12 protein-coding genes and 1 tRNA gene are annotated in these 16,761 nt (G+C 59.0%); 4 read left to right on the forward strand and 9 right to left on the reverse strand.

The genetic code is table 11. The features are described from left to right. Positions 1-20: 20 nt before the first annotated feature. From lepA to ABGT65_RS12715, 4 genes are all read left to right on the forward strand, one after another. Positions 21-1,811, forward strand: coding sequence for a translation elongation factor 4 (gene lepA, locus ABGT65_RS12700; protein WP_346702670.1), 1,791 nt, complete (start codon positions 21-23; stop codon positions 1,809-1,811). Positions 1,812-1,816: 5 nt separating this feature from the next. Continuing rightward, on the forward strand, positions 1,817-3,724 hold the full coding sequence (locus tag ABGT65_RS12705; protein WP_346702672.1) for an AMP-binding protein: 1,908 nt from the start codon (positions 1,817-1,819) through the stop codon (positions 3,722-3,724). Positions 3,725-3,788: 64 nt separating this feature from the next. Continuing rightward, a tRNA-Gly gene (locus ABGT65_RS12710) sits at positions 3,789-3,864 on the forward strand. 415 nt (positions 3,865-4,279) lie between these two features. Further along, positions 4,280-5,497, forward strand: coding sequence for a site-specific integrase (locus tag ABGT65_RS12715; protein ID WP_346702674.1), 1,218 nt, complete (start codon positions 4,280-4,282; stop codon positions 5,495-5,497). 70 nt (positions 5,498-5,567) lie between these two features. On the opposite strand, the gene ABGT65_RS12720 is transcribed toward ABGT65_RS12715, so the two are convergent. From ABGT65_RS12720 to ABGT65_RS12760, 9 genes are all read right to left on the reverse strand, one after another. Continuing rightward, entirely contained in the window at positions 5,568-5,693 is a 126-nt protein-coding gene (locus ABGT65_RS12720) for a hypothetical protein (RefSeq protein WP_346702675.1), read from the reverse strand. A gap of 465 nt (positions 5,694-6,158) precedes the next feature. Then, positions 6,159-6,611: a glycoside hydrolase family 20 zincin-like fold domain-containing protein gene (locus ABGT65_RS12725; protein WP_346702676.1), complete on the reverse strand. Its 453-nt coding sequence runs from the start codon at positions 6,609-6,611 to the stop codon at positions 6,159-6,161. Between the two features lie 65 nt (positions 6,612-6,676). Beyond that, on the reverse strand, positions 6,677-6,931 hold the full coding sequence (locus tag ABGT65_RS12730; RefSeq protein ID WP_346702678.1) for a hypothetical protein: 255 nt from the start codon (positions 6,929-6,931) through the stop codon (positions 6,677-6,679). A 344-nt stretch (positions 6,932-7,275) separates the two neighbouring features. Next, the gene (locus ABGT65_RS12735; RefSeq protein ID WP_346702679.1) at positions 7,276-8,853 is read right to left on the reverse strand and encodes a beta-N-acetylhexosaminidase; all 1,578 of its coding nucleotides are present in this window, start codon (positions 8,851-8,853) and stop codon (positions 7,276-7,278) included. Beyond that, positions 8,850-10,064: a GDSL-type esterase/lipase family protein gene (locus ABGT65_RS12740; protein WP_346702681.1), complete on the reverse strand. Its 1,215-nt coding sequence runs from the start codon at positions 10,062-10,064 to the stop codon at positions 8,850-8,852. Before ABGT65_RS12740 ends, ABGT65_RS12735 begins: the two co-directional genes overlap by 4 nt. A 58-nt stretch (positions 10,065-10,122) precedes the next feature. Then, positions 10,123-12,270: a SusE domain-containing protein gene (locus tag ABGT65_RS12745; protein WP_346702683.1), complete on the reverse strand. Its 2,148-nt coding sequence runs from the start codon at positions 12,268-12,270 to the stop codon at positions 10,123-10,125. 15 nt (positions 12,271-12,285) lie between these two features. Then, positions 12,286-13,989: a xylose ABC transporter gene (locus ABGT65_RS12750; RefSeq protein ID WP_346702685.1), complete on the reverse strand. Its 1,704-nt coding sequence runs from the start codon at positions 13,987-13,989 to the stop codon at positions 12,286-12,288. 19 nt (positions 13,990-14,008) lie between these two features. Next, positions 14,009-15,124, reverse strand: coding sequence for a fibrobacter succinogenes major paralogous domain-containing protein (locus ABGT65_RS12755; protein WP_346702687.1), 1,116 nt, complete (start codon positions 15,122-15,124; stop codon positions 14,009-14,011). Between the two features lie 18 nt (positions 15,125-15,142). Continuing rightward, positions 15,143-16,753: a RagB/SusD family nutrient uptake outer membrane protein gene (locus tag ABGT65_RS12760; protein ID WP_346702688.1), complete on the reverse strand. Its 1,611-nt coding sequence runs from the start codon at positions 16,751-16,753 to the stop codon at positions 15,143-15,145. Between the last annotated feature and the right edge of the window lie 8 nt (positions 16,754-16,761).

Genomic DNA, 16,761 nt, shown 5'->3' on the forward strand with positions numbered 1-16,761 from the left:
CACAGATTTCACTCGCTTGTATGAAAAATATCCGCAATTTCTGCATCATAGCCCATATCGACCACGGCAAATCCACGCTCGCAGACCGGCTGCTCGAAAAAACCAATACGCTCAACCAGCGCGAAATGCAGTCCCAGGTCCTCGACGACATGGAACTCGAACGGGAAAAGGGCATCACCATCAAGAGCCACGCCATCCAGATGGTGTACACGGCCCGCGACGGACAGCAATACACGCTCAACCTGATCGATACCCCGGGGCACGTCGACTTCTCCTACGAGGTCTCGCGCGCCATCGCCTCGTGCGAAGGAGCCCTGCTCGTCGTCGATGCCACGCAGGGAATTCAGGCACAGACCATCTCGAACCTCTATCTCGCCGTCGGGCACGACCTCGAAATCGTCCCCGTGCTGAACAAGATCGACATGGAGGCCGCCATGATCGACGAGGTGAAGGATCAGGTCATCGACCTGATCGGATGCAAGGAGGAGGATATTCTGCTCGCCTCCGGAAAGACCGGACAGGGTGTCGAGGAGGTCCTCGAAGCCATCGTCCACCGGATCCCCGCCCCGAAAGGAGATGAGAACGCCCCGCTGCAGGCCCTGATCTTCGACTCGGTGTTCAACCCCTTCCGCGGCATCATCGCCTATTTCCGCGTCTTCAACGGCACGATCCGAAAGGGCGACCACGTCAAGTTCTTCAACACCGGCAGCGAGTACGATGCCGACGAAGTGGGCGTGCTCAAACTCAAGATGCAGCCCCGCGACGAGATCCGAGCCGGGGATGTCGGCTACATCTGCTCGGGAATCAAAACCTCCTCGGACGTCAAGGTCGGCGATACGATCACCTCGGTGGCAAACCCCGCGCAGGAGGCCATCGCCGGATTCGAGGATGTCAAGCCCATGGTCTTCGCCGGCGTCTATCCCGTCGAGGCCGACCAGTACGAGGACCTGCGCGCCTCGCTCGAAAAGCTGCAACTCAACGACGCCTCGCTCACCTTCGAGCCCGAAAGTTCGCTCGCACTCGGATTCGGGTTCCGCTGCGGTTTCCTCGGGCTTCTCCACATGGAGATCATCCAGGAGCGCCTCTACCGCGAATTCGACATGGACGTCATCACCACCGTGCCCAACGTCTCCTACCGCGTCACCACCACGCAGGGCGACGTCCTGGAGGTCCACAACCCCTCGGGACTGCCCGAAATCACCAAAATCGCCAAGATCGAGGAGCCCTACATCCTCGCCCAGATCATCACCAAGGCCGAATTCCTCGGCAATGTCATCAAACTCTGCATCGACAAGCGCGGCGTGATGAAAAACCAGACCTTCATCACGCAGGACCGCGTCGAGGTCAATTTCGACATGCCCCTCTCGGAGATCGTCTTCGACTTCTACGACAAACTGAAAAGCATTTCCAAGGGATACGCCTCGTTCGACTACCACCGGACGGGTTTCCAACTCTCGAAACTCGTCAAACTCGATATTCTCCTGAACGGCGAACCCGTCGACGCCCTCTCGTCGCTGACCTACACCGACCACGCCTACGATTTCGGACGCAAGATGTGCGAAAAACTCAAGGAGCTCATCCCGCGCCAGCAGTTCGATATTGCCATCCAGGCCGCCATCGGCGCCAAGATCATCGCCCGCGAGACCGTCAAGGCCGTGCGTAAGGACGTAACCGCAAAATGTTACGGCGGCGACATCTCCCGCAAACGAAAACTCCTCGAAAAACAGAAGAAAGGCAAGAAGCGGATGCGCCAGATCGGCAACGTCGAAGTCCCTCAGTCGGCATTCCTCGCCGTGTTGAAAATGGATTGAGAACCATGAAGAAAACCATCATCGACCTCTTCGAGTCCTCCGTCGAAAAGTACGGCGGAAAGACCTTCCTGCTCGAAAAACGGCACCACAAGTTCGAGCCCACGACCTATGCCGAAACCAAAGAGCTGGCCCTCGAAGTCGGCGCAGGTCTCGCCTCCGTCGGCATCCGCCCCAAAGACAAGGTCGCCATCCTCGCCGAAGGATCCAACGCATGGATCGTCTCCGAACTTGGACTCTTCTACGCCGGAGCCGTCAGCGTACCCCTCTCGGTGAAACTCGAAGAGTCGAACGACCTCCTGTTCCGGCTGCGCCACGCCGAGGTCAAGGCACTCTTCGTCTCGAAGTACCAGCTGCCGAAGATCCGCCGCATCCGCGCCGAACTCCCGCAGATCGAACACGTCATCGTCCTCGGGCACATCCCCCTCGAACCGGGTGAAACCGCCTACGGAACCCTCCGGCGCCTCGGACGCGACTACCTCTCGAAGCACAAGGAGGAGTTTTTGAAGATCGGGCAGGCCATTCGGAACGAAGACTATGCCACGATCACCTACACCTCCGGGACCACGGCCGACCCGAAGGGCGTCGTACTCACGCACCGGAACTACACGGCCAATGTCGAGCAGTCGCTCTCGCGCATCGACATCCCGTCGCATTACCGCACGCTGATCATCCTGCCGCTGGACCACTGCTTCGCCCACGTCGTCGGGTTCTACATCATGATCGCCTGCGGAGCCTCGGTCGCCACGGTCCAGATCGGCAAAACCCCCATGGAGACCCTCAAGAACATCCCGCTCAACATCCGCGAAGTACAGCCCCATTTCCTGCTGTCGGTTCCGGCGCTGGCAAAGAATTTCCGCAAGAACATCGAGAGTTCGATCCGCGCCAAAGGCGCCTTCACCGAACGGCTGTTCCGCCTCGGACTCCGCACGGCATACGTCTACAACCAGGACGGCTACAGCCGCGGAAAAGGGTGGCGCTGTCTGTTGCGGCCCGCCGTAGCGCTGTTCGACGCCGTGCTGTTCCGCAAGGTCCGCGAGGCGTTCGGCGGCTGCATGAAGTTCTTCGTGGGTGGGGGAGCCCTGCTCGATGCCGAACTGCAGCGCTTCTACTACGCCATCGGCATTCCGATGTTCCAGGGATACGGGCTCTCCGAAGCCACACCCGTCATCTCGACCAACTCCCCGAAGTATCACTGGCACCGCTTCGGTTCGTCGGGCAAGATCCTGATCCCGCTCGACCTGAAGATCGTCGACGGGGAGGGCCGCGAGCTGCCCCGCGGTCAGAAGGGCGAAATCATCATCCGCGGCGAAAACGTCATGGCCGGTTACTGGAAGAATCCCGAGGCCACGGCCGAAACCATTCGCGACGGCTGGCTCCACACCGGCGACATGGGGTATGTCTCGGAGGATGAGTTCCTCTATGTGCTGGGGCGTTTCAAGAGCCTGCTGATCGCCTCGGACGGCGAGAAGTACAGCCCCGAAGGAATGGAGGAGGCAATCGTCGACAAGTCGCCGTTCATCGACCAGATCATCATCCACAACAACCAGAATCCCTTCACCGGGGCGATTGTCGTGCCGAATGCCGAGGCGTTGCGGCGCGAGCTCGACCAGCGCAAGGTCGCCGGGGAGGAGCGTCCGGCGGCTGCGGCACGGATTCTGGCGGCCGAAATCGACAAATACCGGGCTGGCGGTATCTATGCCGGGGAATTCCCCGAGCGTTGGCTCCCGGCCGGGCTGGCGATCGTCGACGAGGCCTTCACCGAGCAGAACGGACTGGTAAACAGCACGATGAAGATCGTGCGTTCGAAAGTCGAGGAGCATTTCCGCAACCGGTTGGAGGATCTTTACTCGCCGGACGGAAAGCAGGTGGAAAATTCTGAAAATCTGAAGGCTCTGAAAAAATTACTCGGATAAGGCATTTTTCAGGGGTTGAAAACTTGTCTTTTCAAAAATTCGGAGTATCTTTGTACTCCGTAACGCGGAAATAGCTCAGTCGGTAGAGCATCAGCTTCCCAAGCTGAGGGTCGCGGGTTCGAATCCCGTTTTCCGCTCCAAAGTAACAGGGAGAGCCATTTTGGTTCTCTCTGTTGCTTTGTACTTGGTTGCAGATGGATTCGTCCGCGCGACCTCAAGGCGCCCCTTCCAGGGGCCGGGGGTGTCAGCAACAATTCGCGGAATCACTCAAGCGCAGCGCGAGTGCGAATCCCGTTTTCCGCTCCAGAGGGGGCCAGAAAGAAACCCCGATAGAAAGCAAAAAGCCTTGTATATCAGTGGTATACAAGGCTTTTTCTTGTATTTCCCCACTCCTGTTGAAGCAAAAGGCAGCAAGTATTTCAGGCCTTAATCGTGACCTATTTTGCTCGGACCGAAAATAGGTCACGATTTAGCTCTATTTCGCTGATTTGCATCATTTTACTCTGCAACATTCCGGTGCTGAAGACGTTTAATTTACTCAAAAACCAAGCAGCCATGTTGCCACGAACCACCTTCAGCGTCGTCTTCTTCTGCAAGAAGACCAAAGTCACGAAAAAGGGCAAGGCCCCGATCTATGCCCGCATCACCACGACCGGCCAGTCGACCGAAGTCTACACGCAGTGCCAGATTGAGCCGGATCGCTGGAACCAGCGCCTCGAACGTTCGCTCTACAAGGACGAGGTCGACCAGCAGATCAACCGCATCATCGCCAGCTACCGGGCCTCGATCCTTGCCGCCTATGACCGGCTGATCCAGGAGAACAGGACGCCGACCTGCTTTGCCGTCAAACAACTGCTGGGCTCCGCCACTTCGAGCCGGATGCTGCTGGCGGAGTTCGGCAAATACTGCGAGAAACGGCAGCAGGAGGCCGGCACCCGTATCACACAGCTCACGGCCAACAAGTACCACCGCCTGCTGCGCTATATGACCGAATATATCCGGCAGGTGTATGGCAAGGAGGATCTTCCGCTGGAGACGGTCGACTACGCCTACGTCGATGGATTGAGCACCTACATGCAGACGGCCTACAACTGCCACAACAACGGAGCGGTCAATCTACTGTGCTGTTTGAAGAACTTCCTGCTTTATGCCGTCCGCAACGAGTGGATCGAGAAGAATCCCTTCCGCTTCTACAAGATGAAGATCGACAAAACGAATGTCAAGATACCGCTGACGAAGGCGGAGCTGGACCTGCTGCTGAAACGCCCGATGCCAAACGAACGGCTGGAACGGATTCGGGATGTTTTCTGCTTCTGTGCGCTGACGGGACTGGCTTTCACGGATGTCGACCACCTGCGGTCCGAGCACATCACGACCGACGAGAACGGTACTCTGTGGATTCATAAACCACGGGAGAAGACCGCAGTCGTAAGTCGGATTCCGCTGCTGCCGCATCCGATTCGGATTCTGCAAAAATACGGGCGGGATCCTGAGTTACGACTCAAAGGAAAACTGCTGCCCGTTCCGAGCAATCAGAAGATGAACGCCTACCTGAAGGAGATTGCGGATATTTGCCTGATCAACAAAAATCTGACAGTTCATCTGGCGCGCCATACGTTTGCCACGCTGGCGATTGAATACGGGATGCCAATTGATATAATCGCCAAGATCCTCGGCCACTCGAATACCAACATGACCCGTCATTATGCCAAAATATCCGAGGCGAATATCAGTCGGGAAATGCAAAAAATCGGGAAAATCTTAACGTACTGATGCAGGCGACCGACCGGGCGGAAAGGAACCATTCCAGTTGCTTACGGCCGGTCGTTTATGGAAGAACCGTTTACTTCTGACTCAACTCGGCTAACGTACCCCGCAACGTATCAAGAAAGTGGGTCAGACGGTTCTTGCGGTTCAGAATAGCCCAGCGGCAATTGTCCGGATTCTTGAAACTCGTATTGATGTTCATTGCATGGCGGAGTTTGAGAAATTCGCTACGACTGAATCTTTTTGCCATATTGATAAAAAGGGACTAAAAGAAGGATCCTCTATTCCCTGCATTTTCCAATAGGCCATACCAACTCCAGATGTTACTCCAGAGCCAGCGAACCCTACAAGACGCCCCGAACCAATATTAGCAACAAAATTGTAACCCCAATAATATAATACCAAGCCACTCCTTTCTAAATAAATAATCATCACTGCTGAGATGTGATTGGGATCTTTTGTCTTTTTGAATCGTATGCCATACGACGATAACAATACGACCCTCTAATAAAACGATCCAGTCTATCCAAATAAAAACTTTAGAATTCTAATACATTCCTATTATTGATTATGATTTAATAATGTTTTATGACGCAACTTTTCTTCTAAAAAAGCCCCGCCCCAATATTTAGACTAAATATAAGGCCCCATCTGCAATAAAATTTATTTACAAATCAACACGCAAATCAATATGGGATACTTTTCGAAAGTGTATTTTAAATAGAACTGATAAAAACTTTACCTTAAGCATGGTCATCCAAGCATCATTTTTAGATATGATTTTCTCAAAAAAATTTGCTCTAATGGGAACAACATATTTTCTACTGACCAATGGGTTGATGAACTCCTTGACCTCGTCGACCGTCCAGAAATAACGCCCAAAGTTGAACATGCCACCGCGATATCCGAAACAGGACTTGTCCACGATCGATACGGTCGTTATAGTACGGCGTCCCGCGACGATCAGCTGCCGCAGGCTCTGCAAACCATAGAAGACACCTTGCGCGGATCCTCCGCGGAGGGTGATGCCCGTCGTGGAGACGTCGAGTGTGTAGGCTTCGGCGCTGAAACACAGGTTGCCCGTTACGAAAAGGACGAGTGTCTGAAGCCATTTTTTCATATCCAAGTTGTTGTCGCAGCGCTTCGGCCCAGATACTATATCCTTCCTTCGTGAGATGGGTTCCATCAGTCGTGTATCGGGCTTTCAGTCCGTTGTTGTCCGTCAGTCCGCGGTTCAGATCGAGCCAGTCGATCCCCTGTTCCGCACACCGTAAGGACGGTGTTGAGATTCCAGATGCGTGCATTGAGCGCCGCATTGTTGTGAACGAGTAGTACCGACTGGACGACGGGCTGGATTCCGGCCTCCCGCAACCGGGAGATGATTCGCTGCTGGTTGGCGAGGATTACCTCCGGCGAGACGTCCTTGATGTTGCCCTGCATGAAGCAAAAAACGGGCCGGACTGCGTCATGTTGGGGAGCATCTATCCCAGCGGCTAGTCCATCGACCGCAGCTGCGTTCCGCAGACCATTCCGGATGCAACGGAGGGGCACGAGATGATAGGAGTGGTCGAATCGGTCAGGGATGCCATGCCAACAGAGGGCGGGCCGAATACGTGCGGAGTCCCCACGCCGACGAAGAATGTGGAAGCGGAGCCTGGTAGGCTCCGCTTCCACATTCTTTAAAAATATCTCCAGAATTTTTTATGCTGAAATAACTACTTCCCGACAACAGCATCCACCGTTATCCGGAGCATCAAGCCCGTCATAGATGCGGTAATGAAGAGTCACTCCTCCTTGCCGTCGAAGAAATAGGTGGCGTAGTTGAGCCCTGCGGCGTCGTAGCATTTGCGCAGCGTCGACATGCGGCGCGTGAAATCCGCGAAATCCTTGCGGTCGTAGGCCCATCCAACCTCGGCCACGGCGGCCAGTCGCGGCAGCAGCATGTGTTTCAGATGGGTGGCCGTCGCGATGTACTCCGTCCAGAGGTTGGCCTGCACGCCCAGAATATAGTCTTGCTCCGTGTCGTTGAGCTTCTCGTAAGGATCCAGCCGGTAGACCTCGCGCATGGGTAGGAAGCCGCCGATGCCAAGCGGTTCGTGAACGGGATCCTTCGTCTGAAAATAGTCGAGATAACAATGGGTATTGGGTGTCATGATGACGTGGTTGCCCGCCTTGGCGGCCGCGATGCCGCCTTCGGAACCGCGCCATGACATGACGGTGGCGGTCTTCGACACGCCGCCTTCGAGGATTTCGTCCCAGCCGATGATCTCGCGGCCGTGCTCACGGAGCCACGTTTCGATGCGGCGGACCGTGTAGCTCTGCAATTCGAACTCATCTTTCAGCCCCTCCTCCCGGATGCGCTGCTGACACAGCGGGCACGCCTTCCATCTCTCCTTCGGACACTCGTCACCGCCGATGTGGATGTATTTCGACGGGAAGAGCCCGATCACCTCGGCGAGGACGTTTTGTAGAAACTCGAACGTGGTCTCCTTGCCCGGGCAGTAGACATCGGAACTGATGCCCCAAGTCGTACGGACCTCGTAGCCTTCGCCCCGGCATCCCAGCCAGGGGTAGGAGGCAAGCGCCGCAACAGCATGCCCGGGAAGCTCGATCTCGGGGATGACCGTGATGTAACGCTCAGCGGCATAGGCCACGATATCGCGGATCTCGCTCTGCGTGTAATAGCCGCCGTAGGGAGTCCGGTCGTATTCGCTTGACGTGGTAAGGTGCCCGACGAGCGTCTCCTTGCGGACCGAGCCCACACGGGTCAGCTCCGGATAGCGTTTAATTTCGATGCGCCAGCCCTGATCTTCGGTCAGATGCCAGTGGAAGCGGTTCATCTTGTGCATGGCCAGGATGTCGATAAACTCCTTGACCTCGTCGACCGTCCAGAAATGACGTCCCGAGTCGAGCATGCCGCCGCGATATCTGAAACAGGGCTTGTCCACGATCGACACGGCCGCTACGGTGCCTCGTCCTGCGACGATCAACTGCCGCAGGCTCTGCAAGCCGTAGAAGACGCCCTGCGCGGATCCTCCGCGGAGGGTGATGCCCGTCGTGGCGACGTCGAGCGTGTAGGCTTCGGCGTCGAGCGAGGAGTCTATGCCCAGCGAGATGGCGCCCATGTCGCCGCATTTCAGTTCGCCGCCCAGCGTCGGGGCAACCCATTGGGCGAAGAGCTCCGCCGAACGCCGCAATCCGGCTTCGCGGCCGACGGTAATTCCCGTCTGCGGGGTTACGTGGAATTCACCCTCCCCGACGGTTGCCGACAGGGGCTTGGGTACAATGCCGACGCCGGCTTCGGCGCCGATACACAGGTTGCCCGTCGCGAAAAGGACGAGCGCCAGAAGCAGTTTTTTCATATCCGAGGTGTTGTTGTCTGTTTGAGGTTTTGGGTGTCGAGGTATTGCCGCAGCACGCCGGACCAGATTCCGTACCCCTCCTCCGTGAGGTGGGTCCCGTCGGTCGTGTATCGGGCTTTTAGTCCGAGGTCATCCGTCAGTCCGCGGTTTAGGTCGAGCCAGTCGATCCCCTGTTCCGCACACCACGCCGTAAGGGCCGTGTTGAGGCTCCGGATGCGTGCATTGAGCGCCGCATTGTTGTGAACGAGTAGCACCGACTGGACGACGGGCTGGATTCCGGCCTCGCGCAGCCGGGTGACGATCCGCTGCTGGTTGGCGAGGATCACCTCCGGCGGGATGTCGTTGAACAGGTCGTTGATGCCGCCCAGCACGAAGCAGAGTGCGGGCCGGGCCGCCAGCACGCAGGTGTCCAGCAGCCAGCCCATCTGCCCGGTCAGAAAACCGCCCTGCCCGGCATTGCGGACATCGTGGCGTCCGAGACGGGGATTCCAGTCCCCGCCGTTGGCCGTCAGGGAGTCTCCCAGCAGGACGATCCGCACCTCCCGGGGCGATGCCGCCAGGATGCGGCGGGCAACTTCGCCGGAGAGTTCCGCACGGGTTGTTGCCGGAAGTTCCTCTCCGCCGGCGTCCATCGTCCGGAGAAAATCACGCACTTCGGCGACGAGAAACTCCTGCCCGGCGGCGTTGAGCATCATGCCGTCGGAGGTACAGGCCGGGTCGAGCGCACCGTCCTTGCAGAGCCGCTCCGAGGGGTCGAGGCAGACGATTCCCTGCCCGGCAGCCCACGATCGCAGGGCGTCGTTGAGTTGCCGGATCCGGGCGTTCACGACGGGATGTGCGGCCGAAACCGGCGTTGTCAGGAGCAGCACCGGCCGGATGCCCGTTGTGTCGAGCCGCATGCAGACCGAACGGAAGGCATCCAGAATGCGCGGCAACGGCTGTCCGAGAAGGATCTCCGGCAGACCAGCATGGAGTATGCACGCTGCCGGCTGGCGGTTCAGCAGACGTCGGTCCAGATCCCAGTGTTGCTGGGAGAGAAGAAACTGTCCTTCGCCGGCCTCTGCGACGTCGTACTCCGGAAGCCTTGCGGCCCAGTCGATGCGGTTTCCCTCCCCGTTCGTGAGGAACCCCACGACGGGTCGGGCCGCAGGGAGGTCACTCGCGGTGAATAGGCTTCCGACTGTCAGAATAAAAAACAACAGTCGTTTCATGGTTTCACTGTGTAAAAGGGGGTCCGAACGGATTACTTCCGCCCGGACTCCATACTAGCTAATCGCGGTCGCGGACGCAACGGACGTTGACCAGCATGGATGCCGTACCGTCGCCTTCGCTCCACGGACGCGAGTTAAAGTTCCACGGTACGATCTCGTTGCTCCAACCGAATACCTCGAACATCTGTGCCGTCGTGGCGTCGGCCTTGGTCGTGGTCCAGAAGCTTGCCTTGTCCACGGCATTGTCCGGAGCTCCGACATTGCCGTGCCAGAACTTGCCCGCCGGAACGATGTTCAATCCGAGTTCGTTCGTGCCGGTGTTCCCGGTCCAGTACTGTGCCGACTTGATCCGGGAGGCGTCGCTGCCCGCTACCGTCTGCAAGGCCCGCCACTCCTGCATCGTCGATACGTGCCATCCGTCGGGGCATACGCCCTGCATCCGGGTATCTTCGGCCTCGGTCGCCTCGTCGTAGGTCCGCAGGGCCGTCGGCCAGCTGTAATAGACGCCGCGGATCTTCGGATCGGCAATCAGTTCGTCGGTGTAGCTCTTGGCCGCGGGATTGCCGTAGATCTCGTCAACGGTCGTGAAGGCCGTTCCGTCGCTGTACTTCATGGCCCGCAGGTTCTCGGCCATCCAGAAGTCCTCGCCGATCTTCACAACCTCGTAGACCTCGGGATTCTCCGGGTCGCGCAGGTCCGTGTAGGGACGCAGCATGCCGGTGAGCCGGAGCGACCGGATCTCGGACGGCGTCGTCTTGATGTTGACCGTCGAGGTGATGCGCCAGTAGATCGTGCGGGTGAGGTAGGCGCCGCCCAGATCCGAGAGCAGCCCGTCCAGCAGCGCGTGGGTCATCTCCACGGATCTTTCGGTCGTCAGCGGATGCATCTTCGGGGCATTCATCTCGGCGTCGAGGCTGTATTCGAGGGCATAGGTGACGTTGCGGGCGTTGCACTCCCAGGCGGCCGTCGCCAGCACCTCGTCCCGGCTGCCGTAGTCGAGATGGAATTCCGCGCCATCGGCCGGGCCCTCGGTGAGCGTGATGGGTTCGGCCGCCGTCACGGCCTCGAACCGGCGGATGATCACCGTGCGATCCTCCTCCTCGGCCGTGGCGCGCTCCGGGTCGCTCGGAACCACGTTCCAGACGAATTTCTTCTTCTGGGAGGCCACCATGCCGAAGGTCTGTTCCAGCAGCAGGTCCAGATCGCCCTGCGAAATCTCGAAATGGCAATCCTCACCGGCTTCGAACGTCACCTCCTTCTCGAACTCCGCGTCGTAGAGACGCAGGGTGTAGTCAACGCCCGTTGTGTCGCACGACCACTCGAAGCGGACGCTCTCCTCGGCCAGATCCGCATCGAGCAGCACTTCGCCGTCGGCATCGGGCGCAACGAGCGTCAGCGCTACCGGGTCTTTCGTCACCCGGCGGATCGAGACTTCGCGGACCGCGCTGTTCTCGATCGGGTTGTTCAGGTCGCCCGTACCGGTCACCTTCCAGTAGACCGTGGCCGCAGTGTTCTTCTCGATTCCGGCGGCCGCGAGCCATTCGTCCATCTCCTGCGTGGTGAAGGCGTGCGACGTCTCGCTTCCGCACTCCGTCGACAGGGTCCCCTCCTCGGGGAAGAGCGGGTCGAGGCTCAACAGCAGCTTGTAGTCGGGGACCGTCGAGACGCATTCCCACGAGAAGGCGACTTCGGCCTCGGGGGTCTTCTTGTCGAGGAGGATTTCAGCCTCGTTCTCGGGGCTCGTGAGCAGGATCAGCCCCGTGGGGAGATCGCAGCGCGTGATGGTCAGCTGCCGGACCTCGTCGCACCAGCCGACCGTCGGGTCCACGACCGTCACGGTCCAGTAGAGACGGACCGTTTCGCCGATCCCGACCTTCATGGAGCTCAATACGGAGTCGAGCTGCATGGTCGTCAGTTTCCACGACTCGCTCACGCCGGGATCCTGTTCGCAGGAGGTCGTGAAGGCCTCGTCCAGTCCGAAATGCAGTTTGTAGTTGATGAAGTGCCGCCGCGAACTCCACGCGAAGGTGAAGAGCGAATCGGGGTGTTCGTAGTCGAGGATGATCACCGTGTCGGCCTGGGGCCGGGTCAGGGAGACCGGCTGCCGTCCGACTTCGTAGAAATCGTTCTCCTTGTTGCAGCTCGATGCCCACAGCGCACTGATGAACAGAGCCGCGATCGCGATATTTCGAATGAGTCTGTACATGGTCGAAGGTGTTTTTTAATGGTTGTAGGCTCCGATGTTGCGGGCATCGCCGACGGGCTCTCCCCAGAAGTCCTCAGAGAACGGGAAGATCGGATCCTCGGGGATTCCGATCCCGGCTCCGATGCAGGGTGAACCCGTTGCCAGGCGCAGCCCGTCGAGGATCTCGTCGCGGTCGACGAGGTTGTTGTTGGACGTGAACTCCTCGATCAGGCGGACGAACGCCGGGTCAGCCGAGATGTTGGCCGTGTTGTGTTCGTCGCTCCCGGGGATGGTTCCCTCCTGGTAGCCGAAGATGCAGTTGTTGCGCAGGATCAATCCCTGGTTGTCGATGAACTCTCCGGCCCCGACCTTCGTGAAGGGGTTGGCCGTGCCGGTCGTGTTGTAGAAGATGTTGTTGGTGAAGAGCAGCGAACCGGGGATGTTCGTGTAGTTGTCGAACGTGATGGCCGTGTTGTCCGCATGGGTTGCGGCCGAACGGGTCTTGATGATCGTGTTGTTGTAGAAGTGGCACGACCCGACGCGTCCCACGACGTCGATCGTCGACGAGAGGGTCTGTCCGTTGCCCTTCACGTAATCGCGCGTGCCGTCGTTGATGCTGACGTTGTACCGCACGACGGTTCCCTCTTGCGAGACGTAGTTCTTGTCGAAGGAGACGTCGCTGGGGCACAGCATCAGCCATCCGCCCACGTTGTTGTAGGAGATGTTGTATTCGAAGAGCGTGTTGCGGCAGTTCTGATCGCAGTCGAAGGCCTGTCCGTCCCACGTGGCCTTGTGGTCCTGCACGATGTTGTAGCGGAAGATGGTCCCGTCGCTGTGGATGCACCACAGGGCTGCGGCGGCCTCCATGCGGTTCGGGATGTTTTCATCGGCGAAGTCGCCCGGAGCGCAGTTGCGGACGATGTTGTATTCGACCAGCGCGTCGTCGCAGCCGTTGACGATGATCTGGTCGCCCGGTATCCCCTCGAAGACGTTGCGCCGGAAGATGAATCCCGTGTTGGCCTTGCGCTGCGTGCGGTCGCCCGTGGCCAGATAGCCCGTCAGACCGTCCCGCTGGCAGTTGACGATGCGGCAGTCCTCGACCACCAGGTCGTTGAACGACGAGGGGTTCGTGCCGCCAATGACGTTGTAGTAGAAGATGCCCGAACCGCCGCCTTCGTTGTGGTGGGTTTTCGTGCCGTAGACGTCGGCGATCTCGCACCGGCGGATGTGGATATGGTTCATCACGCCGCCCTCGATATTGTCGGCCTCGATCCGGATGCCGGCGATCTTGGGCCGCGGTTCATTTCCCTTGTTGGTGATTTTCAGATCCTGCAACTCCCAGTACTGCACGTTGCGGATCAGAATGGTCTCGTAGCTTCCGCCACCTGCGATTTCGGGCAACGGCAGGCTCTCGTCACCATAGGACCCGAGGACGATCGGGGCCTCGGCCGTTCCGCTGCCGCGGAGCGTGAGCGTGCCGTTATAGACCGTACCCCGTTTGATGAGGATCGTGTCGCCGGCCTTCCAGGGCTGCTCCATGATGCGGTCCACGCTCTCCCAGGCCTGTTCCGGGGAGTGTCCCGTATTGTAATAGGCGCCGTTTTCGGGGTCGATGTAGTAGCGGTGCGGGTAGGAGACGCTGCCCTTGCCGTTTTCGTCCTTCCAGGTCTCCTCCTTCTGGCAGGCGGCCAGCTGGCTGATGCCCAGCAGCGCCGCGAGTATGATGGTGTACATTTTCATCTTTTTCGGATTTTGCGGGTTACATCGGGTCCATCACGCAGCGGATGGGATACATGTGGTTCTCAACAGTCGGGACGATGCTGTACGACTGGATGTTGAGCGACGAGGCATCGTCGTAGATCGACAGCAGCACGGCTTTCGTCGGATCGTCGGCCGATGCCGTGTCGCCGTAGGAGAACTGCATGCCGGCCAACCGGGGCGTCGAGCTCCAGAAGCGGGCCGTGAAGGTCGGGTCGGTGAGGAACGTGAGCCCTTCGTGCCAGTAGAATCCCGACACCACGATGTTCAGCTTGGCGCTGTTCGTGATGGAGGCCGTCGTCGGCCAGTAGGAGGGATCCTTCACGGCATCGGCGCCCGTGTCGGCCCCGAGGTATTCGCGCAGGGCGTTGAATTCGTCGATCGACGGCAGGTGCCACCCTTCGGGGCAGACGCCCTGCACCGTCTCGCCGGCTTCGTAGGCGGCCTTGGCCTCGTCCCAGGTCAAGCGCGTGGCGGCAGCCCACGTGTAGTAGCGGCCGACCTTCTGCACATAGAGCGGGTCGTTGCAGTAACCGTCGCCCATGGCGATCTTGGCCTCGTCGGGCAGCGGTTCCCCATCGGAGTAGGCCGTGGCGCGGAGGTTTTCGGACATGATGGTCATCAGCGATCCGTCGTTGAGGATGAACTGGCAGGCCCCGTAGGTCTGGTTGTCACGGGGATCGGTGAAGCTCTCGACGAGCGGGATGGCGCTGAAATGACGCCAGACGCTGCGGACCTCGCCGTTGCGGGTCTGCTCGACGCGCCAGAAGAAGCGCTTGTTGCCCGAGAAGTCGGGCCATACCTCGCGCAGCATGTCGAGCGTCTCGGCATTGGTCAGCACGAGCGAGTCCTTGGTCCCCATGTCGAAGGTGACGGCGTTCTCGAAGTACATGTTCACGTCGAACGAGATCCGGTACGTGGCGCCGGGTCGTGCTTCCCAGGTGAAGATCTGTTTGTCGTCGGGTTTGAAGAAGTCAATTTTCAGCGTCGCGCCTTCGGCGGGCGAGATGGCGCGCGCCCAGGTCGGGTCGACATAATCGACCTTCTGTTCGCAGGAGGTCACCGCCAGGGTGAACGCCGCGGCGAACGGAATGCAGTATGTTGCAAGCTTTTTCATGTCTGTTCGGATTGTGGATTAGTAGCCGGGGTTCTGGTCGTCGCGGATCAGCGGGTTGGCATTCAGCTCTTTGAGCGGAATGGGCCACAGATAGTCGCGGTCCTTGTTGAAGGAGCGTTTGTCGACGACCACTTCGACGTACTGCCAGTAGGGCGTCGGTTCGCCGCTCACGGGGTAGTACTGGAGTTTCGAGACGTCGAGTCCGTGGGCGTCGGTCATCACCTTTTCGGCGATCTTCCAGCGGCGGATGTCGTGCCAGCGCTGTCCTTCGTGGAAGAGCTCCACGCGGCGTTCGTTGCGGATCAGCGCCCGCATAGTCTCCCTCGTGAGGTTGGGCAGCGACTCCGTGAGCGTGATCATGCCGACACGCCGACGCAGCGGGTCGATCAACTCGTATACGCCCGCCGGGCCGTTGAGTTCGTTTTCGGCCTCGGCCCACGCCAGCAGCACTTCGCCGTAGCGCATCAGGATCTTGTCGCCGCCGTCGTTGTCGAGATTCAGCAGCGTTTCGTTGGCACCCTTCTTGGCGGCAAATCCGGTCTTGTTATCCCAGTTGGCGGGCTGCCAGTGGGCTTGGTAACGGGAGGTTCCGTCGCAGCGGTACTCGTCGCCGGGGCAGAGGACGGAGAGTTTCAGCCGCGGGTCGCGGTTGTCGAACGGATGCTCCTCGTCGTAGGTCGGGTCGGCCGGGATCGAGGCTCCGTTGTCGGCTTCGAGCGGCTTGATGGGCAGTCCGTTGGCCGTGAAGAAGCTGTTGACCATTTCGAGGGTCGTGTTGAACGAGAACCAGTTGTACCACAGCTGGGTCATGTAGCTCGATTGGAGATCCTCGGCGTAGTTGACCTTGAAGATCACCTCCTTGTTTGCCGGGTCGTTGATACCCTCGTCGAGGAACAGCTTGCGGAAGTCGCCGTAGAGGTCATATCCCAATGCCTGGATGGCCTTGGCACATTCGATGACCGTTGCGTGGTCGTATTCGTACTGGGCGATTTGGAGTTTGAGCATCTGCGCCGAACCCTGACAGGCCACCTCGCCACCGAGGATGTTGTCGAGGTAGGTGATGGCGTACTTCACATCCTCCTTGATGAAGGCCAGCACCTTGTCGAGATCTTCGCGGGGAGCGTTCTCCTGCGGGGAGTTTTCGTCGACGAGCGGCACGCGGCCGTAGAAGCGTACCAGATCGAAATAGAACCAGGCGCGGAGGAACCGGGCTTCGGCCAGGATCTTCTGGCTGTCCGACTCGCTGATGCCCGACGCCAGGGCCATCGAACGGATCAGCGTGTTGGCCCGGGAGATGGCCTGCCAGTCCTTGGTCCATTTGAGTTCGGCCCACCAGCTGGCAGCGGTCTGCGTACCCTGTGCGAATTCGGCGCTGAACTCCCAGGTGTGGTGGTTGTAGGAGTTGTCGCACATGTTTTCGTAGGTGTAGGGCGTGATGTAGGCCGGGGATTCGTCATAGAAGCAGTAGTAAATGCCGGCGAGCATGCTTTGGGCTTGTTCGATGCCTTTGAGGAAAGTGTTGGGCGAGGACTTGTCCACGGGAACCGTGTCGAGATACCCGCTGCAACCGCCCGCTACACCGAGCAGCAGTGCCAGGGCGAGTGTCTTGAAAGTATTCAGGTTTTTCATGGTCGGAT

Origin of the sequence: uncultured Alistipes sp., assembly GCF_963931675.1 — a bacterium.
Classification (GTDB): Bacteria; Bacteroidota; Bacteroidia; order Bacteroidales; family Rikenellaceae; genus Alistipes.